Origin of the sequence: Rothia sp. 27098_8_161 (assembly GCF_041432905.1) — a bacterium.
Classification (GTDB): domain Bacteria; phylum Actinomycetota; class Actinomycetes; order Actinomycetales; family Micrococcaceae; genus Rothia.
This window is the reverse complement of the sequence record NZ_JAPWAL010000005.1, coordinates 62,950-88,103: the sequence shown is the minus strand read 5'-3', so window position 1 is coordinate 88,103 and position 25,154 is coordinate 62,950. Positions and strand designations below refer to the sequence as shown.

The following is a 25,154-nucleotide window of genomic DNA, read 5'->3' as shown; positions in this document are numbered from 1 at the left end:
TAGATGGTTGGGTGGCGTGGTATTGCATAAGTACTATGCCACCCAACCATAAAATATATCCCCTTGTTGTTCTTGAAAGGAAAAATCATGAACCTCAAGAAATTCTTTCAGCCCGCAATGGCCATAACATTTGCATTCACACTAGCGTGCACATCCTGTTCTACAGGCCCGCAACTAGAACGTGATGAAACAGCCCAAGCAACTCTAGACTATAAAAACAACCAAATCATTACTCCACTCGAAGAATACAATGACATTTTCGATGAAAATTCCCAGTATTACAATCAAGCCTTGGAAATTCTCAGGCAGCGCTGTTTCGCAAAACACGGCCAATCCTACGAAATATATATCCCGGATGTAGAAGATAGGAAATTCTTTTCATCCGGTCGCGAGTTTGGTCTCTGGAACCCCGAATACTCCGCCAAATATGGAAACTACAAGCGATTTGGGAATGCACCATCATCGGGGGGCTATGACACAAAAATCATGGAACAGTGCATGCCTGAAATCTTAGCCACGTTGAAAGAGATTGCGGGCATCAGCCTCGAAGAGCAAAGTGGCCTCTCAGAAGCCTATCGTCGAATCCACGGCCAATCCTATGCAGCTGCCATGAATCATCCCGAATGGAAAAAATACCGTGAAGCATGGTGGAAATGCCTATCGGATAAAGGTTTAACACCACGAAAGGGCGACGAAGAATGGGGTACAAAAGAGCTATCAGATGCAACCCGCGCTAGCGGTGATGATAATGCCCCTGCATCGGAAGAAGAAATTCGGCTCAGCGTCATTGAAGCACAATGCAGTAAAGATACAGGAATGGCTCAAGGTCTTGCCAATCTTGTAGCCTCATACCAAAAACCACTCATTCGAGATAACGAAACAAAACTAGAAGAACAGCGACAGCAGAAATCAGCAGTTAATCTTCGGTATAAAGAGTGGGTTCTCAAAAACCAATAAATAGAAGGTCCCCGGTTGATAAATCATCAACCGGGGACCTCGTTTAGCGTCTAACGCAGAACCGGGGTTCTACAGCTAAATGCTTAGTGCTGCTCCAGCTCGGAGTTAGCGTTCACGTTCAGCAGGTCGTACTTAGCGAATGCCTTCGCGGGGACGTCTGCTGCAACCTCGCCGCGCTTTGCCAGCATCTGCAGGGTGCGGACAACAACCGACTCTGCATCGATGTGGAAGAAGCGACGTGCACCCGGGCGAGTGTCTGCGAAGCCGAAGCCGTCAGCACCCAGGGTTGCGAAGTCGTTCGGAACGAACTGGCGGATCTGGTCGGGAACATCCGAGGAGAAGTCGGTGGTCGCGACGATCGGGCCAGCAGCGCCTGCCAGCTTCTGGGTCACGTAAGGAACGCGAGCGGGCTGGTTCGGGTTCAGTAGAGCCTCTTCCTCAGCGGCAATGCCGTCGCGGCGCAGCTCGGTCCACGAGGTGACGGACCAGACGTCTGCGGAGACGCCCCAGTCCTCAGCCAGCAGCTTCTGAGCCTTCTCGATCCACGGAACAGCAACGCCGGATGCCAGCAACTGTGCCTTGGGGCCGGAGGTCAGCGGGGACTCGCTGATCTTGTGGATACCCTTGATGATGCCCTCAACGTCAACGTTTGCCGGCTCAGCAGGCTGGTGAATCGGCTCGTTGTACACGGTCAGGTAGTACATGACGTTGTGGTCTTCGTCCTTGGTGCCGTACATCTGCTCGATACCGCGCTCCATGATGTGCGCAATCTCGTAGCCGTATGCCGGGTCGTAGATCTTGAACGCCGGGTTGGTGGACGCCAGGACCGGGGAGTGACCGTCAGCGTGCTGCAGGCCCTCACCGGACAGGGTGGTACGACCTGCGGTTGCACCGATGACGAAGCCGCGGCAGAGCTGGTCGCCTGCTGCCCAGAAGGAGTCGCCGGTGCGCTGGAAACCGAACATCGAGTAGAAGATGTAGATCGGAATCATCGGCTCGCCGTGGGTGTCGTAGGACGAACCCAGAGCGATGAATGCAGCGGTTGCGCCTGCCTCGTTAATACCCACGTGAACAATCTGGCCCTCGGGGGACTCGGTGTAGGTGAGCATGAGCTGGTGGTCAACGGGCACGTAGTTCTGGCCGTTGGGGTTGTACAGCTTAGCCGAGGGGAAGAAGGAGTCCATACCGAAGGTACGTGCCTCATCGGGGGTGATGGGAGCGATACGGTGACCGAAGCCCTTCACGCGCATGAGGTCCTTCATCAGGCGGACGAACGCCATGGTGGTAGCAGCGGTCTGCTTGCCGGAGCCCTTCTTGGTCTGTGCGTAGACCTTGGACTCGGGCAGGATAATCTCAGGCTGGGTGTTGGCACGGCCGGGGATATAACCGCCGAGTTCCTTACGGCGTGCCTGCATGTACTGCAGAGCCGGGTGGCTTGCCTCGGGCAGGTAGTACGGCGGGTTGTACAGATCCTTCTCCAGCTCCTCGTCGGAGATGGGGATGTTCAGGTGGTCACGGAAGCCCTTCAGCGCTTCCATGGTGAACTTCTTGATCTGGTGGGTGGAGTTACGTGCCTCGAAGAACGGGCCGAGCTCCGCACCCTTAATGGACTGTGCCAGGATGACGGTGGGCTTGCCCTTGGTCTCCATAGCTTCCTTGTAGGCTGCGTAGATCTTCTTGTCGTCGTGGCCACCCAGGCGCAGGTTGAAGATCTGCTCGTCGGTCAGGTCTGCAACCAGTTCCTTGGTCTCGGGGTACTTGCCGAAGAAGTGCTCGCGGATGTAGCCGCCGTCTTCGCCGCGGAAGGTCTGGTAGTCACCGTCGAGGGTTTCGTTCATCAGCTGGATGAGCTTGCCGCTCTTGTCCTTCTTGAGCAGCTCGTCGTAGTCAGAGCCCCACAGGACCTTGATAACGTGCCAGCCCGCGCCGCGGAAGAATGCCTCAAGCTCCTGAACGATCTTGCCGTTACCGCGAACGGGGCCGTCCAGACGCTGCAGGTTGCAGTTGACGACGAAGGTCAGGTTGTCCAGGTGCTCGTTTGCAGCCAGCTGCAGTGCACCACGCGACTCGGGCTCGTCCATTTCGCCATCGCCCAGGAATGCCCAGACGTGCTGCTCGGAGGTGTCCTTGATCTTGTGGTTGTGCAGGTACTTGTTGAAGGATGCCTGGTGGATTGCGTTCAGCGGGCCCAGACCCATAGACACAGTCGGGAACTGCCAGAACTCGGGCATGCAACGGGGGTGCGGGTACGAAGGAATACCGTTTGCGCCCTTGGTCTTCTCCTGGCGGAAGCCGTCCATCTGCTCTTCGGTCAGGACGCCTTCAACGAATGCGCGGGAGTAGACACCGGGGGAGGAGTGACCCTGGAAGAAGACCTGGTCACCGCCACCGGGGTGGTTACGGCCGCGGAAGAAGTGGTTCTGGCCCATTTCGTAGAGGTCAGCAACACCTGCGAAGGTGGAGATGTGGCCACCAACGCCGATGCCCTTCTTCTGGGCACGCTGAACCATAATTGCTGCGTTCCAACGAATCCATGCGCGGTACTGGCGCTCGAGTTCCTCATCACCGGGGTACTCGGGCTGCTGGTCTGCGGGGATGGTGTTGATGTAGTCGGTCTTGACCAGAGTCGGAACCTTTACGCCCTTCTCACCAGCTTCCTTGAGCAGTGCGCGAAGGATGTACTCTGCACGCTCGGTGCCGTGAGTCTTGATAAGGTCCTCGAGGGACTCGGCCCATTCCTGGGTCTCTTCTACGTCGATGTCCTTGAGGCCATCAAGAAGGGTGCTCAGGGAGTGCTCGTTCGGTACGTTAGCCAAACTAATCCAACCTCTCTTCTGTGCGGTTGTGAGATTGCCCGCCCCGCCTTGTTGCGATGTCGAACAATCTTTATGTTTAAGCGATGTAGATCAAAGAGACCTGCTTCGCTTCTTATCTCTACTATCTTAGACCTAAAGGTGCTCCTCTTGGTCTCAAATGAAGGTTTTTGTGATGTGGGTTTCGCATTGTGACAATCTGGGTGGAAAATACGCGCATCAAAAGTACTAGTTAAGGTATTTTTGCACCTAAATAGCGCGGAATGATGGGCTTGGCGGAATGGCGCGGAATGAAGGGGTATGGCCTGCCTAAAAGGTAGTGGCCCAACATGGCTTGCCATGGCTTACTGTGGCTTAGTGTTGGGTGTTGTGGGAAAATGAAAAAATACTGAGATATAGAACACGTATTCAGGATTTGCATGTTGCTCCAGAAGTCCGTATAGTCTTTTCTTGTGTTCGCCACTGGAACGGAAACGAAACAGTGAGAACTATGGGTCTTTAGCTCAGCTGGTAGAGCGCCACGTTTACACCGTGGATGTCATCGGTTCGATCCCGGTAGGACCCACCGCTAACCCCGGTACCGCAAGGTACCGGGGTTTTTGTTTACCCTCGTGCAGGCCCCCAGAATGTTTCGCTCAGAGGTTAAAAACACTTCACTCAAGGGTTCAGAAGAAAATCCGGTCGGAAGCGCCAGCCCCCCGGGGTATAAAACTGCACTCCACCTATATATAGTCTGCCCTAAGCGCGTATCCTTATATACATGACTGAAAACAAGAAGGCACAGATTGGTGTCACCGGCCTTGCTGTCATGGGCGCAAACCTCGCCCGCAACCTGGCACGTAACGGCTACACCGTGGCATTGCACAACCGTTCCGTAGAGAAGACCGACGCACTGCTGGCTGAGCACGGCGCAGACGGCGACTTCATCCGTACCGAGTCCCTGCAGGAACTTGTTGACTCCCTCGAGTCTCCCCGCCGCATCCTGATTATGGTCAAAGCGGGCGAACCCGTCGATGCAGTGATCGAACAGCTCACCCCCATGCTCGATGAAGGCGACATTATTATCGACGGCGGTAACTCCCACTTCCCCGACACCATCCGTCGCGAGCGCGCCCTGGCTGAAAAGGGTCTGCACTTCGTAGGCGTTGGCGTCTCCGGTGGCGAAGAGGGCGCTCTCTGGGGCCCCTCCATGATGCCCGGCGGCTCCGCAGAGTCCTACAAGCACCTGGGCCCGCTGCTCGAAAAGATCGCAGCGAAGGCACCTCAGGACGGCGCACCCTGCTGCGCATGGATCTCCACCGACGGTGCGGGCCACTTCGTGAAGATGGTCCACAACGGCATCGAGTACGCTGACATGCAGGTCATCGGCGAAGCTTACGACATTCTGCGCTCCATCGCAGGCATTGAGCCGGCACAGCAGGCAGAAATCTTCAAGACCTGGAACGAAGGCGACCTGAGCTCCTACCTGATTGAAATCACCGCAGAGGTGCTCGCACAGGTAGACGCAAAGACTGGCAAGCCCCTGGTCGACGTTATTGTTGACGCAGCGGGCCAGAAGGGTACCGGTCTGTGGACCGCTAAGGCTGGCCTGGACCTCGGTTCCCCCGTCTCAGCTATCGCAGAGTCCGTGTTCGCACGCGCCCTCTCCTCCTCCGAGCGTGAGCAGCGCGAGCAGGCACAGCGCGAACTGCCCGCGGGCCTGATCGCAACCACCGGCATCGGTGCAGGCGACCCCGAGTTCGTTGAGGATGTGCGCCGCGCACTCTTCGCCTCCAAGCTCGTCGCGTACGCACAGGGCATGGACCTGCTCACCCGTGCAGGTAAGGAATACGGCTGGGACCTGAAGCTGGACACCATTGCATCGCTGTGGCGTGCAGGCTGCATCATTCGCGCCGAGCTGCTGGGCGACATCATGGCTGCTTACGCTGATGAGGCTCCCGCGAACATGCTGCTCGCACCGGCGTTCAAGAACCTCATGGAGGAGCTCGTTCCTTCCTGGCGTCGCGTGGTGGCTAAGGCAACCGCACTGGGCATCCCCGTGCCGGTGTTCGCATCCGCACTGTCCTACTACGACGGCCTGCGCCGCGACCGCCTGCCCGCATCCCTGATTCAGGGTCAGCGTGACTTCTTCGGCGCGCACACCTACGGTCGTATTGACGAAGAGGGCGCCTTCCACACTATGTGGAGCGGTGACCGCTCCGAGGTGAACGCAGCGGACATTCACGTTCACTAAGCTCCCGTAGCTGAATACGTCAAAGCCCGCCTTCGGCTGGATGAGAATCCAACCAAAGGCGGGCTTTTATGTCTTGATATAGGACGCCACCGAGATGGGTCAGGACGAGATGGGTCAGGGGCATCTTTAGGGTATAGCGGGGGAAGACCTGTAAGAACCTAGCTAGGAGCCTCCAGGCGCGCCTCTATCGCCTCAAAACGCTAACAAGCGCTAAATCCACATGGCGGGGTCAATATACTCCACAGCATCCACCAGGGGCTTCTTCTTCTCCGGGGTACGCGGGCGGTGCTTCGCCGGAATACCGGTAATAATCGAATCGGCGGGGTGATCGTTGACCACCACAGCGTTCGCACCAATAGCGCTATCGGCACCAATAACCACCGGACCCAGCACCTTAGCACCGGCACCAATGGTCACGCGGTCACCAATGGTGGGGTGACGCTTCACCTTCTCCAGGGAACGACCGCCCAGAGTCACGCCGTGGTACAGCATCACATCGTCACCGACCTCAGCGGTTTCACCAATGACAATGCCCATGCCGTGATCGATGAAGAAACGGCGGCCAATGGTCGCGCCGGGGTGAATCTCCACACCGGTCAAAAAACGAGCAAACTGCGAGAGAGTACGAGCCAGAGCCTTCGTCTCATCCTTCTGCCAGAGCTTGTGGGTCAGACGGTGAACCCAAATGGCGTGCATGCCCGAATAGTTCAGCGCAATCTCGACAGCGCCGCGCGCAGCAGGGTCGTGCTGGCGGACGTTCTCAATATCTTCACGCAGACGCGCAATAAAACTCATGGGTTCCCTTTCCCTCATCGGTCGTGCTCTGTGTATGCGACCTTTCCAAAGGTACCAACAACGGGACCCTTTCGGCTATTTCCGCCGCAACCCTCAGCGGGGATACGGCAAAGAATACGGGGCGACGGTTCACTGCGGGAGTAAAACCCTCTCAGGTAAGCGGTCACAAGAAACACCGCAAGGATGCACAAACGCCCCGCCCGCCGGGTGCAACCGGTAGACGGGGCGTAGTGCTATAAGCCCCTCCCGGGGCTCAGAAGCTCAATTAGCCGCGGATATCCTCGTACAGCGCGGTAGAGATGTAACGCTCACCGAAGTCGGGAACGATAGCCACAATTAGCTTGTCCTTGTTCTCAGACTTCTTAGCCTCCTCCAGAGCAGCCCAGACAGCCGCGCCGGAAGAAATACCGCCCAGAATACCTTCCTGGGTAGCCAGCAGACGGGAGGTGCGCATAGCGTCCTCAGCGCTGACCGGAGTCACTGAATCGTAGATGCCGCGGTCCAGGGTGTCGGGAACGAAGTTAGCGCCCAGGCCCTGAATCTTGTGGGGACCAACTCGACCCTCGGAGAGTAGCGGGGAGTCCTTCGGCTCAACCGCAACAACCTTCACGTCCGGGTTCTGCTCCTTCAGGTACTTGCCGGCACCGGAGATGGTGCCGCCGGTGCCAATACCCGCCACGAAAATGTCGACCTTACCGTCGGTTGCTTCCCAAATCTCCGGGCCGGTGGTGTTGTAGTGAATAGTGGGGTTTGCCTCGTTAGAGAACTGGGAGGCCAGGATAGCGTTCTCGGTGGTCGCAACGATTTCCTTAGCCTTCTCCACAGCACCGCGCATACCCTCGGTACCGGGGGTCAGCACAATCTGAGCACCGTAAGCACGCAGCAGCACGCGACGCTCAGCAGACATGGTCTCCGGCATGGTCAGGATGACGCGGTAACCGCGAGCAGCACCAACCATAGCCAATGCAATACCGGTGTTACCGGAAGTACCCTCAACAATGGCGCCGCCGGGCTTCAGTGCGCCCGACTTCTCAGCGGCGTCAATGATGGCGCGACCGATACGGTCCTTGACCGAGCCTGCGGGGTTGTAGAACTCAAGCTTGACCGCTACGTTACCGGGAAGACCCTCGTCCAGTCGGTTCAGTTTAACCAGGGGGGTCTGGCCGGTTGCTTCAACAATGCTGTTGAGAATCTTTGCCATGGGGTGCTCTCCTTTGTGAGCTTGGGGGAGGCCGGCCGCGTCGGGGGTCTCCACAATGAATAATCGGTTACGTGGCAACTCTACTACTCGCCAGCAACAGGTTTAAACCTGCAGTCACAGTTCGTAATAATGCCAAAGAAAAACCTCAAGGAACGAGGTTCAGGGAAGAGGGTACAGAAAAGCGCCGCACAACCCCTTTCTCAACAAAGGATGATGCATGTGCGGCGCTCTAGAAACATTATGTACCCCAAAAGACAACCTCAATGTATAAGAGGAGTGATGAACTCTGTTCACCGCAATCTGGAGCCATAAATTTTGCCATCAATGGAAAAACAGTGAAAAACCGCATCCTGAGATGGAAAAGATGCAAAAGCGGAGGAGAAAACCAGTCCAGAGGACTAGTTGATGTCCATGTGCAAATCCCACTTGTTGTTCAAGTAACGGCCAACAGACTCACCGAACATCTTCACGTGACGCTTATCAGCCGCCACGGTCTGCTCCTTACCATCCTTGAACAGCTTCTCACCCAGATCCACGTTCAGAGTCACGGTCCAGTTGTACGCGCCCTGCGCCAGAACCGGCTGCTTGGTACCAATGGTCAAAGTAGCGGTCGGGTTCACGTACCAAGTCTTCTTCTCATCAATACCTGCCTTGGTGGAGTCCGCGTACTTCTTCATCGCAGTCAGGGTCTCCTGGTCGGTGCTGACCTCGTTCATATAGCGCATATCGCCGGTACGCAGCAGGTACTCAAATGCCGCACCGAAGTACGCCAGAGCCGCCGCGAAGCCAGCCACCGAGTTCTGGTGCATGGTCTCCGGAATGATCGGGGAGGGAACATTCTGTGGTGGGTGCTCAGCGTTACCCGGCTGGTACTCGCCGTGCTCCTCCATATTCTCCAGCTTCGCTACGCCGCTGTAATCCTTATTGTCGTTAGGAAGCGGAGAATTCGCTGTGGTAGCCGACGCAGACGCAGATGCAGAGGCAGAGGGCGAGGTGGCGGCAGACTCAGAAGCCGATGCAGAAGCACTCTCAGAGCCAGAAGCGGAAGCAGACGCCTCAGAAGTAGTCTTAGAGCCACAAGCCGCCAGCAAAGCCATGGAGCTGACACCCAGCACACCCAGCGCCGCGCGGCGGGTCAGGTTCTCGGACATAGTGATACCTTTCAGTCAGTCGGTGATTGTAACCAGTTTAGCCGCAAACCCAACAGGATACAGAGTTGAGTCAAGCGAAGCGTGAGAAGCGCCTCGCAGATAAAAGTGTTATGACGAACTATGACGCCGCGGAGGTGGCGGAAGCTTCAGCAGAACCCGAAACAGACTCGGAAGCAGATGCTGCTCCGGATACCGCCGCGCTCGCGGTGCCCTGAGTAGCGCCTCCCTGGAGTGTCGTACCGTACGCTACGCTCAGCTCCCACATCTTAGAATCAGCATGGTAGCGGCCGCGGAAATCGCACTCCTGAACCGTCACCTGAGAAACCGGATCCGCCGCCGTCGCAGAAGCAGTGGGGGACGGCGCATCAGACACCAGCGCATCCTCAGAAGACTCAGTAGGCTCAGCAGAAGTACTCGCGGAGGTGACCACCGGCTGAATCTTGCCCTCAGCCACCGCATCCGTACCGAAGTCCAGAGTGTACTTGGCTTTAAACAGCAGATTGCCATCACTCATAATGGACGGCTGCGCACTCGAAAGCGCATAGGAAGCCGACGGATTCACATACCAGGACCCCTTCTCCACACCCGCAAGAATAGAAGCCGACAGGGCATCCACCTCCGAGCGAGTCTTTGACGACAACAGAATGCCGGTCGAGAACGCATCCGTGCTACCGGTCTTCACCAGATAATCCATGGCCGCCGCAAAATAAGCAATCGCTTCATGGAAACCCGTCACCGTATTTACCGACAAAGCATCAGTCACCTTCGGCTTCGGAGCATTACGCGGCGGATGCTCCACCGCGCCCTGCTCATAACTCAGCGTGCCCTCATAGTGGGTGTACTCCACCAGACCCGAATAGTTCTGACCATCATCACTGTACCCATTCGGGTTAGTGCTCGACTTAGAACCGTTCAGGTTACCGCCCTGAGAACCAGACTGGCGGCTAGATCCACCCGAACCGCAAGCGCTCAATAGTGCTGCAGAACCAGCAACAGCAGAAACGCCCAGACCCAGGCGCAGCAGGGAGCGGCGAGAGAGAGAAGACTGAGAAAAAGAAGACATAAGAGAAAAACCTTCAATCCAGGAAAGCTAGTTACTACCAGAGTAAAACAGATCATGCCCTAACCCGAGTGCGAGTTAGGGCATGATGCCTCATCCATCTGAGAGCTTAAAGGTTCTCACCATTAGAATTTCCGCCATTACCGGAGGTACCGGAATTGCCAGCATTACCGAAGTTAGCGCCACCATTCTTAGGCTGAGCTGAAGCCTGAGCCTCATACTCGTCCTGAATAGTCAAAGTCCAATCATTATCGTCGCGTACACCTGTAACCACCAGGCCACGCTCAGTGCGGCGAACCTTCTCAGACATCTCCGCAGGAGCGCCCTCAACCACAACGGTCGGACCCAAATCAATCACCAAATCGAAAGTCCACTGCACGCTTTTCTTCACCAAGGTCGGAACAGCAGTGAATGCAGACATCGTCACCTTCGGCGACACAAACCAGTTACGCACCTGCGAGCTTTCATCCGACTCATCCATGAACGATGAGAACGACGCAACGAACTTCTCATCAGCCTTCGACTCACGTAGCGGAGCTGCATCACCGGTCAACACCAGGTAGTTAATCGCCGCATACACAAACGCAATCGAATCGTACAGACCCTGCACCGAGTTCTCCGAAGCGCTCGGCGGGCGCTTCGGGACCGGCACGTTCTGTGCGGGAGCAGACTCGGTCGCCGGAACGAAAATGCCCTTATTCTCATAGTTATCGAAGGTTACCTCGCCGCTAAAGTCAGTGCGCGAAGAAGCAGAGGAGGAAAACTGAGGGGTATTCACGTCAGTGTCCTCGGTGGTGGGGGAAGAGCCACCGCAGGCAACCAGCAGGGCGCTCAATGACACGCCTGCAACGCCCGCACCGGCGTAACGCAGAGCAGAACGGCGGCTGATGCCGGTAGCGGAACTACCAGAAAGCCCAGAGGTCAAAGGGAAAAGCGCCACGGAGTACCTTTCAGGTGAGAATCTCAGGTGAGAGACGAGTGAGAGTGTGCCTCGTTGAACGGATATCACACGCGGATATCCCTCTAGAGACAGTCCTAAGTATAACGCGCCCTCGCCTTCACACCCGTGTGTACCACCGCTCGATTGAGCGTGATATGCCGCCCATCAGCGAACTTACCGCAACCAGTGGCAGCAGGGCAGCGAAGGGGCACAGGACATAGTGAAGGAGAGGACGCGTTCATTGGTCTATAGCGGAGGGGCTACTGGGCGCCCCCGGCGGGAGCAGTATCTGCACCAGCGGCACCGGGCTGAGCAACACCGGGTTCAGGAGCGCCGGGAGCTACACTCGGCTGAGCCGTCGCAACGGCAGGCTGAGGATCCTGTGCTCCACCGTTCTGCGCGCCACTATTCTGCGCCGCACCATTCTGGGAGCCGGTGTCCAGTCGTGCGCCGCCGTTCTGTCCACCACTGTTTTGGGTGGCAGGCGCCTGCGCAGCACCATTATTTGTGGTACCCTGCGCGGCACCGTTACCCGAGGTGTTCGCACCGGCGTTCGCGCCACCATTAGCCGCCACGGTGCTGTCATCAGTCACCGTCGGGGTATAGGTCGAAGAAGGCTGAGCACGCGGAGTCTGAGTAGGCTTCGGAGTCAACGCAGGATCATACTGCTGAGGCGCAATCACCAACCAGCGCTTCGCCTCCTCATCGTACTCAGCGTACAGAGCAGTGATCCCCGCAGCCTCAGTATTTTCCAGGGGCTTGGTAGCGTTCGTCGACTTCTCAACCTGCAAGCCGTGCGCCTGAGTAACAGAACACGCCCACGAATACTTAGTACCGCGAATAGTCGGCTGCTTCTCGGTCAGACGGAAAGTCCACTCGCCATCAACCAACCAGTTCGTGCCGGGCGCATAGAACGCACGCAGCTTCTCTAAAGAAGCACGCTGAACAGAATTATGCTCATGCACCACCTGCAGAGCCGGACCGGGTTCACCGGTCATACGGGCATAGTTCACCGCCGCCGCAAAATACGCGAAAGTGGCACGCAGACCGCGGGCGTTCTTGTCGTACATGCTCTCATCCTCAATGGGGATGGGCACAGCACTTGCCTTAGAATCTGTGCTAGCAGGACCGGCAGTAGGCTCAATCGTGTACACCTGACCGGTTTCCGGATCGGTACTGCTCATCGGAGCTGCACCATGACCGGGAATGTACTTGGTCCACTTCAACTCGCCCGACAGGTTGTCGTAGGCACCCGCAATCGTAGCGGAAGCAGTGGGGGAGGCGGTCGCCTCCGCAGTCTTCTTGGAACCGCAAGCGGCAAGCATAGTACCCATGGCAGCGGTGCCCGTGAGCGCGATAAAGTGGCGGCGGCTGTGAATCATAGTGATCCCCTTGAATGTGCTGTGATGCGGAAATATCGGTGATAAGTGAAGGGCTCACATCCTAATCCTCAGCCTAACATCGCCCCTACAGGAGGATGCGAAGCAGTCACCCGCGGGGCGGGTAGACACGGATTGAGACGAAAATGGGCCGACCTCATCTAGCCCTAGCCTATAGATTTCGCGCGTGGCACACAAATAAAAGCCCTCATCCGTGCCTCATATCACCCAATATGGAGGGTTCTTCAAGGCACGGATGGAAAGAAGCTTTAGGCTGAGTCTCGAATGTAACGAGTCGCCTTCGAGAGGCTACTCATGTGAGGTGTTGGCTGTGCACTCGGAGTATTCGTGGATGGTTCAGAGTTAGCCACAGGGGTGGTTATTCGTAGAAACCAGCCATCCAAAGCCGATACCGACAGGGGCTCTACCTGGCGAATGCTAGGGACTCTACGCTAGGAGTTTGACCGTACCTCCTGAGAACCTTGCGGTGCTGAGATGGGGGGGGGAGGCTCTACTACTGAATGAGAATGAGAATCTGCAGTGTTGCTGCACGCGCTTGCGGGCGCACTCAAAGCTGTACCAGATGTGAGAGTAAGAAGATGGCGGCGCGCCAACACCCAAACATGGCATGAAGCAGGTGCGCCCTATGGGACAATAGCGCTGTGACTACCACTGACTATGCGCAGCTCAAAGCAGCTCGCGAACTGCTCACTCGAATCCCCCTCCCACTCGACGTAGAAGCCAGCGAAACCCCTGGCGCGCCCTACACCGTCACCCACGACGGCACCGGCGAGCACGGCACCGCCACCGCGCGCACCCTGCTCGCCGCCATCGCACGCCAACTTGATGACTACATCCTGCCGCGTAGCGCCAGCGTCGACAACCCCCTCACGATCGTGGTCGGAGGCTCCACCGGTGCCGGCAAATCCACCCTCGTCAATACCCTGCTCGGCGAGCCGCTCACCCAGTCCGGTGCGATTCGACCCACCACCCGCCACCCCGTACTCCTGCACCGCGCAGAAGATGAGGAGGCTCTGTCACCCGAACGCTTCCTACCCACCCTGCCGCGCACCCGCACCTCCGGCATGAACGCAGGAGTGCAGGCACTACCCGGCCTCGACCCGAAGATTGCGCGCGCCCTCATTCCTATTACCACCTCGGCACTACCACAGGGCATCGCGCTTATTGACGCACCCGATATCGACTCCGTCTCCGAGGAAAACCGGACCCTCGCCAAGGAGCTACTCTCCGCCGCTGACCTGTGGCTCTTCGTCACCACCGCCAACCGCTACGCCGACGCCGTGCCCTGGGAACTACTCCACCAAGCAGCCGCACGCTCCATCGCTATTGTCGTGGTGCTCAACCGCGTGCCCGAAGGTGATGAAGAAGCCATCGAAAAAGACCTGCGACGCATGCTCGACGAGGCCGGAATCCACGCCGTACTGATTCACACCGTCACCGAACAGCCGCGCGATGAAAGCGGCATGCTCGCACCCGTCAGCCTTGCCCCGCTGACCCTGTGGATCCGCGAACTCGGCGCCGACGCGCCCGCCCGCGCCGCCATCGCCCGGCAGACCCTCGCCGGTGCCGTCGAAACCCTCGCCGGTAACCTGCAGGTGCTCGCCGCCGAACAGGCACGTCAGCAGGTGGCACACCAGTCGCTTGCCGCCATCGCAGCCGAAGAATACGAAGATGCGCTGACGACCATCGACGGTGCCCTCTCCGATGGCTCCTTGCTACGCGGCGAAGTACTCTCACGCTGGCACGACTTCGTGGGAACCGGCGACTTCTTCCGATCCCTCGACAGCACCATCGGTCGCCTGCGCGACCGCGTCGGCTCCGCCCTGCGCGGTCAGCCCGCCGCTGCCCAGAAGGTAGAAGACGCCCTCGAAAGTGGCATCCACGCCGTCGTGCTGGATGCAGCCGCCCGCGCCTCCGAAAACACCCGCACCCGCTGGCGTGCCAGCCGCGCCGGGCGCTCGCTAGTTGCGCGCCTGGATGTGCCACAGACTGTCTCTGCCGCGTCCAAACAGAATGCAGAAGCTAAGGGTGAGGTGCAGTCCGCCGACGACATCTTCTCCGCAGCCGTTGCCGAGCAGATTCGACTTTGGCAGGGCTCCGTCCTCGAAATGATCCGCAAAGAAGGCGCCGACAAGCGCAAACGCGCCCGCTTCCTCTCCCTGGGCGTGAACGCCACCGCCGTGATACTCATGGTCGCCGCGTTCAGCCTCACAGGCGGCATTACCGGTATTGAAGCGGGTATTGCGGGCAGTAGCGGCGTGGTCGGCACCAAGCTGCTCGAGTCCATCTTTGGTGAAGACGCGGTGCGCCGCATGGCAACCCGCGCCCGCACCGACCTGCTCGAACGCATGGCGGATCTGCTCACCGAGCATGCTCAGCCCTTCACTGCTGTACTCGAAGAAACCGACCCGCAGGCTGAGGCTGAGGACATTCATCGTGCGGCCGAGCAGGTGCAGAAAATCGCCGCAGAAATGAGCGCGCAGAGCCAAGCTGCCCAGGCAAAGGACGTGCAGACCCCCTGGTCGGCTACAGCATAGTCGGGGTAGCGCGGTCAACCGCCTGTCACCAGATCATCTCCACCGCGCACCACCTCACCGCGCACCACAGACGAAGAAAAATACACTATGACTACCCCCGAGAAGAAACTCGAGAACAAAGCCGCTGAGCGCAACGCGGAGCGAGGCGCCACCTCTGTCGTGGCGTCCTCGCCCTTCGCGCGCTCCGTTGCATCCCTGAAGGATGCCATTAGCTACGGTGAAGGACGAGTCCCCGAAACCGTCCTGTTCGACGCCGCAGAAACCCTCGAACGCCTCAGCCAGCGCCGCGAACTCTCCACCGAACACACCGTCATCGGCTTCTTCGGTGCAACCGGTAGCGGCAAATCCACGCTATTTAACGCTATCGCCGGGCAGAATATCGCCCTCTCTGCCCCCACGCGCCCGACCACCTGCACCGTGCAGGCGGCAATCTGGGAGGCAGAAGGCAGCGAAGAACTGCTCGATTGGCTCGGCATTGACAAGCGCGTCTACCCGCAAACTCAGGCGCTCGCGGCCGAAGGAAACGTATCCGAGGGGAATGAAGCAGGCGGAAACAATAAAGCAGCCGGGGGAGCGGCGGCACCCAACGCCGTCACCGAACCGGCACCCGGACTCTTCAACCGCATACGCCGCGCAGCAGGCGGACGCGGCGAAATGCGTACCCGCACCGGCGGCCTCATTCTGCTGGACATGCCCGACTTTGACTCAGTCACCACCACGAACCGCGACCTCGCCGCCCGCATGATGCGCTATGTGGACGTACTCGTCTGGGTAGTCGACCCCCAAAAATACGCCGACGCCGTTATCCACCGCGACTTCATGGTGCCGCTTGCCGCCTCCGGCGCGCAAGCACTCTGCGTGCTCAACCAGGCAGACAAGCTTGCACCTGCCGAGGTGCCCGCCGTGCTCGCATCCTTCACCCGCCTGCTTCAGGCTGAGGGCACCGAAGCGCACCTGCTCGCCGCACCCATCGCCGTTTCCGCACGAACCGGTGAGGGCGTCGACGTGCTACGCGACCTGCTCGCGCAGGTAGCTGCCGCCAAGAGCCTATCCCTCCAACGAACCGACGCACAGCTGCACGCCACTGCATCCCAGCTGCGCACCTATGCCGGGGGAGAGGGAGCCGTGCTCGCCGGAGCCTACGCCCTCGAAGCGGAACAGAAGCTCGCGAAGGCGTGCTACACTTCCAGCCAGGCAGAGCAGGTTTTGCAGGCGGCAACCGCCTCCTACCGTCGCGCCGCAGGTCAGCACACCGGCTGGATCCTCACCCGCTGGATGAGCCGTCTGAAAGCTGACCCCCTGCGCCGCCTGCACTTGGGGCAGCAGGACGAAACAAAGAGCGCGTCTAAAGCGGAGAAATCCTCGGGTATGCTTGGCTCCGATAGTGAGAATGCACCCGAGCTGGTGGCATCCTCGCTACCCCCGCTGAGCGCCGCCCAGAAGGCAGGCATGGCGAACGCCGTGCGCCAATACAGCAATCAGATGGCGGACCGCGTCGAAGACCCGTGGAAGCGCAGTATGAAGGAAGCCGCTCTCTCCCGCGAGGCGGAGCTACCCGAACTGCTCGAACGGGACATGATGCGCATCGACTACGGTCTGGGCCGTACCCGCGCCCCCTGGGTCCTCTTCAACGCGCTGCAGTGGATCGCGCTACTGAGTGCCCTGGTAGGCGTCGGATGGCTGACCCTCATCTCCGGCATGGCGTACCTGCAGATTCAGCTACCGCCCGCCCCGACCCCCGAAGGCTCCCCGGTACCCCTGCCGACCCTGCTTCTGCTGCTGGGCATACTCCTTGGCATCGCTTCGGCGGGGGTGGGCAGATTGCTCACCGCCATGGGCTCACGCTACTACAGACGTAAGCTGCGAGGTCGCCTGCAGACCGGTGTTGAGAAGGCGGTGCAGTCCTGCGTGGTTGCCCCGGTGCAGCTGGAAGCTAAGCGCCTCAACTCCTACCGCAAGGCGCTGGATATTTAGCGGCGTATTATCTGAAAAACAGTATCAGGCTAAGAGCGCATAAAAGGATCCCTCCCCACCTCAAATCGAGGTGGAGAGGGATCCTTTTCATGAAAACTATCCAGAACAGAGCCTTAGCTTTCCTCAACATTCGATGCCGAGTGAGAAGCAGAAAGCTCACGCAAACCGTCAGTAATCGCCTGAGCAGCCTTGACGACCAGCTCGGGGTAGTTGCGGTTCGGCTGGCGGGTCATACGATCCACCGGACCTGAGATAGAGACTGCCGCAATCACCTTGCCACCGGGAGCACACACCGGAGCAGACACCGAGGCGGTACCGCGCTCACGCTCGCCCACGGACTGTGCCCAGCCGATGCGGCGTACAGCGGCGAGCATGGCGGCGCTGAAGTGTGCATCGCGCAGGCCTTCAACAATGCGGTTCTGGTCTTCCCAAGCCAGCAGTACCTGGGCGGCGGAGCCAGCCTGCATGGACAGCTGGGTGCCGACCGGAATAGATTCATGCATGCCGGAGGGGCGTGCCGCGGTCGCCGTGCAGACGCGCCAGTCACCCTGGCGGCGGTACAGCTGGGTGGATTCGTCAGCTGCGAGGCTGAGCTTCTGCAGAATCGGGTCTGCCACGGTGATGAGCTCGTCAGCAATGGTTGCGGATGCGAGTTCGGCCAGACGGGGTCCGAGCATGAAGCGTCCCTGCACGTCGCGGGCTACGAGGCGGTGGTGTGCCAACGCCACGGCGAGGCGGTGTGCGGTGGGGCGTGCCAGACCGGTTGCCTTGACGAGGTCGCCCAGAGATACGGGTCCTGCCTCGAGGCAATCAAGAATGAGGGTCGCTTTGTCGAGTACGCCAACGCCGGAGGAGCCGTGGGAGTTTACCTCTACCATCTGCTCGTCGGCGGCCATGTGTTCGGGCGGCTTGACGGGGTCGACAATCGGTGCGTTGTGGTGTGTGGATGCGTTGGGGTGACGCATTCCGTATGCGTTAAAACGTGAGGCGGAAAGAGTCATTCTTATATTCTATCTCAGAATATGAAAGATGCCCTGGACTTTGTGGACTCTTCCGGGCGCACAGCTGAAGATGGAATCACCCCCTACGGGATAAATTATGAATTTGTCATAATAAGTGTTTATGTGGGTTTATGGGTGAAAATGTGTGAAAGAGTCGCAGAAAAGTGCGTGCAACCCCGCAAAATCACTACGGAGCCATAGTGTAAACCCACAATAAATCACCCGCTATCTCGGGGTGATTCCGGTCTGTCTCACAGGCTAAGAATCCGTGAAAAAATACGCGACACGCCGCAGGGAAATACCGGTTTGAGGGTCCCATCGGGTACATAATCCGCCTCTCAATCCCCAAAACCGGCGGCACGCACCACCCCGAACGCATCCACCGTAGGAACGCATCAAGCAGGAGAAAGCATGACTAGCGAACAGAACGCAACCACCGCGGGCACCCGTCCGCGCACCCTGGCAGAAAAAGTCTGGGACGCACACGTCGTCGTCCCCGGTGAAAACGGCAAGCCCGACCTGCTCTACATCGACCTGCAGCTACTGCACGAAGTGACCTCGCCCCAGGCATTTGAAGGTCTGCGCATCGAGAACCGCCCCCTGCGCCGCCTCGACCTGACGATCGCCACCGAGGACCACAACACCCCCACCGACAACATCTTCGGCACCATTGCCGACCTGACCAGCCGCACCCAGATTGAGACCCTCCGCCGTAATGCTGCAGAGTTCGGCGTGCGCATCCACTCCCTCGGCGACGAGGAGCAGGGCATCGTGCATGTAGTCGGCCCCCAGCTGGGTCTGACTATGCCCGGCATGACCGTGGTCTGCGGCGACTCCCACACCTCCACCCACGGTGCGTTTGGCGCTCTCGCGTTCGGTATCGGCACCTCCGAGGTGGAGCACGTCATGGCAACCCAGACCCTGCCCCTGGCACGCTTCAAGACCATGGCAATCAATGTTGAAGGCACCCTCAAGCCCGGTGTGACCGCGAAGGACATCATCCTTGCTGTTATCGCCCAGATCGGCACCGGCGGTGGTCAGGGCTACGTGCTCGAATACCGTGGCTCCGCGATTCGCTCTCTCTCCATGGAGGGCCGTATGACCATGTGCAATATGTCCATTGAGGCGGGCGCCCGCGCCGGCATGGTCGCCCCCGATGAGACCACCTTCGAGTACGTCAAAGGCCGCCAGCACGCACCCAAGGGCGAAGAGTGGGACAAGGCAGTCGAGTACTGGAAGAGCCTGCCCACCGACGAAGGCGCCATCTTCGACAAGGAAATCTTCATTAACGCTGACGAGCTCGAACCCTTCGTCACCTGGGGCACCAACCCCGGTCAGGGTATTCCGCTGAGCCACGCCATTCCCTCCCCGGATGACTTCGAGGACGAGAACGATAAGGTCGCAGCAGAACGCGCCCTCGAATATATGGGCCTGGAGGCGGGCACCCCCATGAAGGAAATCCCTGTGGATGTCGTCTTCCTGGGCTCCTGCACCAACTCCCGCATCGAGGACCTGCGCGCCGCGGCGGACATCGTGCGTGGCCGCACCATCGCCGAGAACGTGCGCATGATGGTCGTGCCCGGCTCGCAGAAGGTCCGTGCACAGGCTGAAGCAGAAGGCCTGGACAAGATTTTCAAGGACTTCGGTGCCGACTGGCGTTTCGCTGGCTGCTCCATGTGCCTGGGTATGAACCCCGACCAGCTGGCACCCGGTGAGCGTTGCGCCTCCACCTCGAACCGTAACTTTGAGGGCCGCCAGGGCAAGGGTGGCCGCACCCACCTGGTCTCCCCGGTGGTTGCCGCCGCAACCGCTGTACGCGGTACCCTGTCCGCCCCGTCCGACGTCGTGGCCTAGCACGCCGCTATAGCTAAGGAGCCATTATGGAACCCATTATTAAGCACACCGGCATTGGCGTGCCGCTGCGTTCTTCGAATGTTGACACCGACCAGATCATTCCCGCCGTCTACCTCAAGCGAGTGACCAAGACTGGCTTCAACGATGCCCTTTTCGCTAACTGGCGTAAGGACCCCGAGTTCATCCTGAACCAGGAGCCCTACAAGCACGGTAGCGTGTTGGTGGCGGGCCCAGATTTCGGTACCGGTTCTTCCCGTGAGCACGCGGTGTGGGCGCTGAAGGACTACGGTTTCAAGGTCGTTATTTCCGCTCGTTTTGCCGATATTTTCCGTGGCAACTCCGGTAAGCAGGGCCTGGTTACCGCACAGGTTGCACAGGATGATATTGAGCTGATCTGGAAGGCACTGGAGTACGAGCCCGGCACCGAAATCACCGTTGACCTGGAGTCCAAGACCGTAACCGCGGGTGCGCTGGTTGTTCCCTTCGAGATTGACGACTACGTGCGTTGGCGCCTCATGGAGGGCCTGGACGATATTGGTCTGACCCTGCAGAACCTGGACGCTATTGAGGCGTACGAGGCGAAGCGCCCCTCCTGGATGCCCCGCACTCAGGAGCTCTAAGTAGAGAACTCTATATAGGGAATATCTACGCCGAGCGTTCTAAAACCTAGGGATATAAAGCTCGAAGGCGGCGACTGAATCAGTCGCCGCCTTCGAGCTTTTCTGTACCTAAAACCCTTGGCACGCAGATAAAAGTGCCTCCCCGGAGCATCAGCTCCCGGAGAGGCGTATTTATTCAATGCCTAGAGATTAGGGACCCTCAGTGATGGGGGTTTCCAAGGTTGTATTCTCGGCGCACTTGTACAGTGCCGCCGAACCGGGGGAGCGCACACCTGCAGTCGGGTTCGCGTTCTGTGCGGTGGTAAGAGCGAAGTCAGAGACCACCTCGTAGTTAATGTAGCTGCCGCCCGCGCCGCCGCCACTGCTCAGGGAGCTGATTGAGTAGATGTTGCCTTCGCCCTCGAACTGTACCTGACGGCCGAAAACGCTCTCGTAGTATGCGCCGATAGTCCAGATGTTCAGACCTGCGCCGCCTCCACCATAGCCGGCGCCACCGCCGGATGCTACGGAAGTGAGGGAGAGCCTGCCGTGGGTGTGGGAGAGTAGAGCGCCTGAGCCACCCTTACCGCGGTAGGAGCCGGTAGCGTCCGCGCCACCGGTGCCCTTCTCGCCCTCATGTACGGAGTCACCCTCGTAGAAGTAGTAGCGCGGGAAGCTGTACGAATCGAACCAGGGGTCGGACATCGACTGAAGCTTTAGCTCATTGTTCTCGTTGAGGATGCCGGTCAGTGCCTCACCGAGGGTGCCGGGTGTGCCGGAGCGACCAGCGGTACCGCCGGTGACCACGAAACGCATATCGAAGGGTTTGTCCCCCTCTTCCAGAGGCTTAAATTCCTGGTAGGGGCTTGCCATGAGTATGCCGCCCTGACCGGTGTTATCGGTGCCCAAGTCACTGCCTGCGCTACCGCCTGCGGTAGTGGATGCGTCGCGGCGGTCCAATGCCACGCGCAGTGCCGGGTTCAGCTGATCCTTGGGCTGTACGTTGAAGACGTGCTGGTGGGTGGTGAGGGTGCCCAGCTGGGCACCGCCGCCCCCTGCACCCGCAACAGCCACGACGGTGACCGCACCGTCACGGACCAGCTCGACAGCGGAGGATCCGCCGCCGGAAGCACCGTAGACGTAACCGCTACTGGTGCCCACTACCTGTGCGCTGCCGGTTGCGGTGCTGGAGCCGGTGGAGTCACCACCGGCTGCGTAGCCTTCGCCACCGTATGCGGGCTGCGCGCCGGCTGCGGAGCCGACACCGCCGTTACCCGCCCAGACGCGAAGGATATCGCCGGACTTGACCATCAGAACGCCGCTGAGCTGTGCGCCAGCACCGCCGCCAGCCAGGGACGCGTTCGTGACATTGGTCAGGTAGCTGGGGGTGAAGGAGGATGCGGCACCGCCGGCACCTCCCACGAGGTTGAATCGTACTCGTCCAACGCCTTCAGGAACGAGCCATTCGGTGTACGCACCAGCCTTGTCGTCGAAGCCGGTTGCGGTTGGCTTGAGGGTGAGGACGGGGGAGCATGTGGGCTCGCTACTTGCCGCCCATGCAGGGACGGCTGCACTGGCGAGGATAACGGGGACACTCCATGCCGCACCCTGTACGAGGCGACGGCGTGAAATGGCAGACGCAGTGTTGTGATGTGTCATATTGGGTCCTCCAGCAGTTCGCGGATGCAGGCGCGAAGTGACCTGTGGTTGGTTGTGATGTGCCCATGGTTTTTAGTTGACTTTCGAATATTTAACGGTGAGGTTGAGATGAATTTTTGAAGTTGAAGTGAATCAGGAAGCCGAACCATTTTGGGTGGGCACTATCGCAAAGGTGTATGCGGTGAATGCACGCCCCGCGCTCTCCCGTGGGACTCTATACTGCGCGGTTGCAAAGGCGGTGCCGGCGCCGATGCCGCAGTGTAGAGCTGATTGGCTCCTCCTAGAGAGCGGAGGTGCCGTTCAGCGGGCACAAGTGTGCACGCTATTGTAGGGGTGAGGTTGCTCTCAAATTTAAATTCGGACGTTAAAAAGACGAAACTAACGTCAAATTTCCGCGAAGAACCCAAAAATGTTTGTATTATTGTGATTTTTTGTGTATTTTTTTATTTTTCGGCACTGAATCTGAAGGTTCAGACCGATTCTTCACATACATAGCAGAGCAAAATCCTCGTCGGCCCTGCCAAAGATTATTCATCGTTTGGAGCACCTATATACAGGGCTTAGAATAATGATGAATATGTGCGCCCGTTTCACCCTGCTACCGGCAGGGGTACGTATGAGAACGCGGCGCATTGGCACACTGTTAAAGTTCGGCCTAAACCAGCCGACTCCATAAAGGATTTTTAATGACTGAGAACATCAGCAAGCTTCGCATTGAAGGTGGCACTCCGCTCGTTGGTGAGGTCCACGTTCGAGGCGCCAAGAACCTGGTGCCCAAGGCGATGGTCGCAGCACTGCACGGTTCGACCCTCTCGACCCTGCGTAACGTCCCTGACCTGAGCGATGTCGAAATCGTTACCACCCTCGTGGAGCTGCACGGCGCAAAGGTTGATTACGACCGCGAAGCTGGTGTTCTGACCCTCAACCCCGCACAGGATGCAACCACCGCTGCAAAGAACGCGGAGGAGATTCAGCTCTTCGGCGGTAACTCCCGCATCCCGATTCTGATGGTGGGCCCGCTGCTGCACACCCTTGGTACCGCACGCATCCCCAACCTGGGTGGCTGCAAGATTGGCGACCGCCCCATCGACTACCATATGGCGGCTCTGCGCAAGTTCGGCGCAGTTGTTGAAAAGGATGATGAAACCGGTACCACTCTGATCGTTCCTGAAGAGGGCCTAAAGGGTGCAGAGATTGTACTGAACTATCCCTCCGTGGGTGCTACCGAGCAGGTTCTGCTCACCGGTGTGCGAGCTAAGGGTAAAACCGTCCTGCGCAACGCAGCGATTGAGCCTGAAATTATTGACCTGATCGCTGTTCTGCAGAAGATGGGTGCCATTATCTTCATCAATGAGGACCGCACCATCGTCATTGAGGGTGTGGACGAGCTGACCGGCTACGATCACACGTCCCTGCCCGACCGTAACGAGTCCGCTTCCTGGGCTTCTGCTGCACTGGCTACCGGCGGCGATATTTTTGTGCGCGGCGCAGATCAGAAGGATATGACCGCGTTCCTCAACCAGTTCCGCAAGATGGGCGGCCTGTATGAGGTGACCGCCGAGGGTATTCGCTTCACCCACCCGGCTCAGCGCACCCCCGGTGCTCAGCTGAAGCCCATTGTCTTTGAGACCAATGTGCACCCCGGCTTCATGACCGACTGGCAGCAGCCCCTTGTTGTGGCGCTGACCCAGGCTAAGGGTGCATCTATCGTGCACGAGACTGTGTACGAGGAACGTTTCGGCTTCACCAACGCCCTGAAGCAGATGGGTGCAGATATTGTCGTCATGCGTGACTGCGTGGGTGGCACGCCCTGCCGTTTCGAGGGTAAGGGGTACGGCCACTCCGCTATTATTTCTGGTCCCACCCCGCTGACCGGTGCCGACATAGAGGTTCCGGATCTGCGCGGCGGCTTTTCCCACATCATTGCTGCTCTGGCTGCTAAGGGTACCTCTCACGTGAGCGGTGTTGAGCTGATTGCTCGTGGCTACGAGAACTTTGAGGAGAAGCTCAAGGGCCTGGGCGCCAACTTTGAGGTGCTGACACGCAAGGTGTCGAAGGCTCCCAAGCCCGATGCTGCAATAGTCGTTGTTGAGCCCGAGGAAGTTGAGGTTCAGGACTAGTGAGCGGACAGCAGGGAAAGCAGGCTCTGTCTGAGATTGAGCCCACCGCCTATGGTGACGCTCTGTACAAGGTGCTCGGTAACGCTACGCGTGGGCTGTACAAGCTCATCGCGCATGTTGAGATTACCGGCCGTGAGAACCTGCCTAAGAGTGGCGGGTACATTATCGTGGCTAACCACACCACCGAGCTTGACCCGGTGACTGTGGCTTTCCCTGTTTTCGTTGAAGGTGCCCTGCCGCGCTTCTTGGCGAAGGATTCACTCTTCCGCGCTCCCGTGCTCGGCTACATTATGCGTAAGCTTGCGCATATTCCCGTGGTTCGCGGTTCGGTGGATGCGCGTAAGTCCCTGATTACTGCCCGCAAGATTGTTGAGGCTGGCGGTGCCGTTGTGATTTTCCCGGAGGGCACCACCACCCACGATCCGCAGCTGTGGCCCATGCAGGCGCGTACCGGTGCGGCTCGTCTGGCTCTTGCGACCGGCGCGCCCGTCTACCCGGTGGCGCATTGGGGCGACGAGCAGATTCTTGGTTACGTGGATGAGGACGGCGAGGATGGCCGCATCAAGGAGAAGCGTAAGATTTCGCTGTTCCCGCGCAAGACCGTCCAAGTGAAGGTTGGCAAGGCACTGGATATTGCCTCCCTCGTTGAGGACATCAGCCCCGATGCTAAGCACACCCGCACCGAACTGGGCGTGGTCACGGACGCCATGCTGGATGCTATTACCGCCGAGCTGGAGAAGATCCGCGGTGAGAAGGCTCCTGAGGGTCGTTGGAATCCGCGCGCTAAGCGTCGTGAAGCCTCCGGCACCCCCTCCGGTCCGGTCGGTGGCCCACTCGGCGAACCGGACGAAAAGTAGTAT

17 protein-coding genes and 1 tRNA gene are annotated in these 25,154 nt (G+C 58.9%); 9 read left to right on the top strand and 9 right to left on the bottom strand.

Annotation, left to right across the window (positions count from 1 at the left end; all coding sequences use genetic code 11):
* Positions 1-87: 87 nt before the first annotated feature.
* Positions 88-957, top strand: a complete 870-nt coding sequence (locus O3648_RS03270) for a hypothetical protein (protein ID WP_279754176.1) — start codon at positions 88-90, stop codon at positions 955-957.
* 83 nt (positions 958-1,040) lie between these two features.
* On the opposite strand, the gene aceE is transcribed toward O3648_RS03270, so the two are convergent.
* The gene (gene aceE, locus O3648_RS03265) at positions 1,041-3,773 is read right to left on the bottom strand and encodes a pyruvate dehydrogenase (acetyl-transferring), homodimeric type (RefSeq protein WP_371568421.1); all 2,733 of its coding nucleotides are present in this window, start codon (positions 3,771-3,773) and stop codon (positions 1,041-1,043) included.
* Positions 3,774-4,262: 489 nt separating this feature from the next.
* On the opposite strand from aceE, the gene O3648_RS03260 reads away from it, so the two are divergent.
* Together O3648_RS03260 and gndA are read left to right on the top strand one after the other, a co-directional pair.
* Positions 4,263-4,335 (top strand) — tRNA-Val (locus O3648_RS03260).
* Between the two features lie 195 nt (positions 4,336-4,530).
* Positions 4,531-6,003, top strand: a complete 1,473-nt coding sequence (gene gndA, locus O3648_RS03255; protein WP_371568418.1) for an NADP-dependent phosphogluconate dehydrogenase — start codon at positions 4,531-4,533, stop codon at positions 6,001-6,003.
* Between the two features lie 210 nt (positions 6,004-6,213).
* Here the strand turns inward: gndA and epsC are convergent, their stop codons facing one another.
* The 6 genes from epsC to O3648_RS03225 all read right to left on the bottom strand — a co-directional run bounded on the left by epsC (position 6,214) and on the right by O3648_RS03225 (position 12,532).
* A complete protein-coding gene (epsC, locus tag O3648_RS03250) occupies positions 6,214-6,798 on the bottom strand; it encodes a serine O-acetyltransferase EpsC (protein WP_005507433.1) in 585 nt (194 codons plus the stop codon).
* A gap of 265 nt (positions 6,799-7,063) precedes the next feature.
* Positions 7,064-7,999 (bottom strand): cysteine synthase A, encoded by a 936-nt coding sequence (cysK, locus tag O3648_RS03245; RefSeq protein WP_279754173.1) that lies wholly within the window; start codon positions 7,997-7,999, stop codon positions 7,064-7,066.
* 398 nt (positions 8,000-8,397) lie between these two features.
* Positions 8,398-9,150 carry a DUF6318 family protein gene (locus O3648_RS03240; protein WP_371568416.1) on the bottom strand — a complete coding sequence of 251 codons (753 nt, stop codon included), beginning with the start codon at positions 9,148-9,150 and terminating at the stop codon, positions 8,398-8,400.
* Positions 9,151-9,268: 118 nt separating this feature from the next.
* Positions 9,269-10,213: a DUF6318 family protein gene (locus O3648_RS03235; RefSeq protein ID WP_371568414.1), complete on the bottom strand. Its 945-nt coding sequence runs from the start codon at positions 10,211-10,213 to the stop codon at positions 9,269-9,271.
* A 106-nt stretch (positions 10,214-10,319) separates the two neighbouring features.
* Positions 10,320-11,150: a DUF6318 family protein gene (locus tag O3648_RS03230; protein WP_371568412.1), complete on the bottom strand. Its 831-nt coding sequence runs from the start codon at positions 11,148-11,150 to the stop codon at positions 10,320-10,322.
* 260 nt (positions 11,151-11,410) lie between these two features.
* On the bottom strand, positions 11,411-12,532 hold the full coding sequence (locus O3648_RS03225; protein WP_371568409.1) for a DUF6318 family protein: 1,122 nt from the start codon (positions 12,530-12,532) through the stop codon (positions 11,411-11,413).
* A 659-nt stretch (positions 12,533-13,191) separates the two neighbouring features.
* Between O3648_RS03225 and O3648_RS03220 the strand changes: the two genes are divergently transcribed.
* Both O3648_RS03220 and O3648_RS03215 read left to right on the top strand, forming a co-directional pair.
* Complete coding sequence (locus O3648_RS03220) at positions 13,192-15,087, top strand: dynamin family protein (protein ID WP_371568406.1); 1,896 nt, start codon at positions 13,192-13,194, stop codon at positions 15,085-15,087.
* 87 nt (positions 15,088-15,174) lie between these two features.
* Positions 15,175-17,061, top strand: coding sequence for a GTPase (locus O3648_RS03215; RefSeq protein ID WP_371568403.1), 1,887 nt, complete (start codon positions 15,175-15,177; stop codon positions 17,059-17,061).
* Between the two features lie 113 nt (positions 17,062-17,174).
* On the opposite strand, the gene O3648_RS03210 is transcribed toward O3648_RS03215, so the two are convergent.
* Entirely contained in the window at positions 17,175-18,062 is an 888-nt protein-coding gene (locus O3648_RS03210; RefSeq protein WP_371568400.1) for an IclR family transcriptional regulator, read from the bottom strand.
* 411 nt (positions 18,063-18,473) lie between these two features.
* Here O3648_RS03210 and leuC point away from each other — a divergent pair, with 411 nt between their 5' ends.
* Positions 18,474-19,916: a 3-isopropylmalate dehydratase large subunit gene (gene leuC / locus O3648_RS03205; RefSeq protein ID WP_279740215.1), complete on the top strand. Its 1,443-nt coding sequence runs from the start codon at positions 18,474-18,476 to the stop codon at positions 19,914-19,916.
* 26 nt (positions 19,917-19,942) lie between these two features.
* A complete protein-coding gene (gene leuD, locus O3648_RS03200; RefSeq protein ID WP_371568396.1) occupies positions 19,943-20,536 on the top strand; it encodes a 3-isopropylmalate dehydratase small subunit in 594 nt (197 codons plus the stop codon).
* Between the two features lie 189 nt (positions 20,537-20,725).
* Here leuD and O3648_RS03195 read toward each other — a convergent pair whose 3' ends face one another.
* The gene (locus O3648_RS03195; RefSeq protein WP_371568394.1) at positions 20,726-22,174 is read right to left on the bottom strand and encodes a transcriptional initiation protein Tat; all 1,449 of its coding nucleotides are present in this window, start codon (positions 22,172-22,174) and stop codon (positions 20,726-20,728) included.
* A gap of 686 nt (positions 22,175-22,860) precedes the next feature.
* On the opposite strand from O3648_RS03195, the gene murA reads away from it, so the two are divergent.
* Complete coding sequence (gene murA / locus O3648_RS03190) at positions 22,861-24,294, top strand: UDP-N-acetylglucosamine 1-carboxyvinyltransferase (RefSeq protein ID WP_279740210.1); 1,434 nt, start codon at positions 22,861-22,863, stop codon at positions 24,292-24,294.
* Positions 24,294-25,151: a 1-acyl-sn-glycerol-3-phosphate acyltransferase gene (locus tag O3648_RS03185; protein ID WP_279740209.1), complete on the top strand. Its 858-nt coding sequence runs from the start codon at positions 24,294-24,296 to the stop codon at positions 25,149-25,151. The genes murA and O3648_RS03185 overlap by 1 nt, the downstream gene beginning before the upstream one ends.
* Positions 25,152-25,154 lie beyond the last annotated feature (3 nt).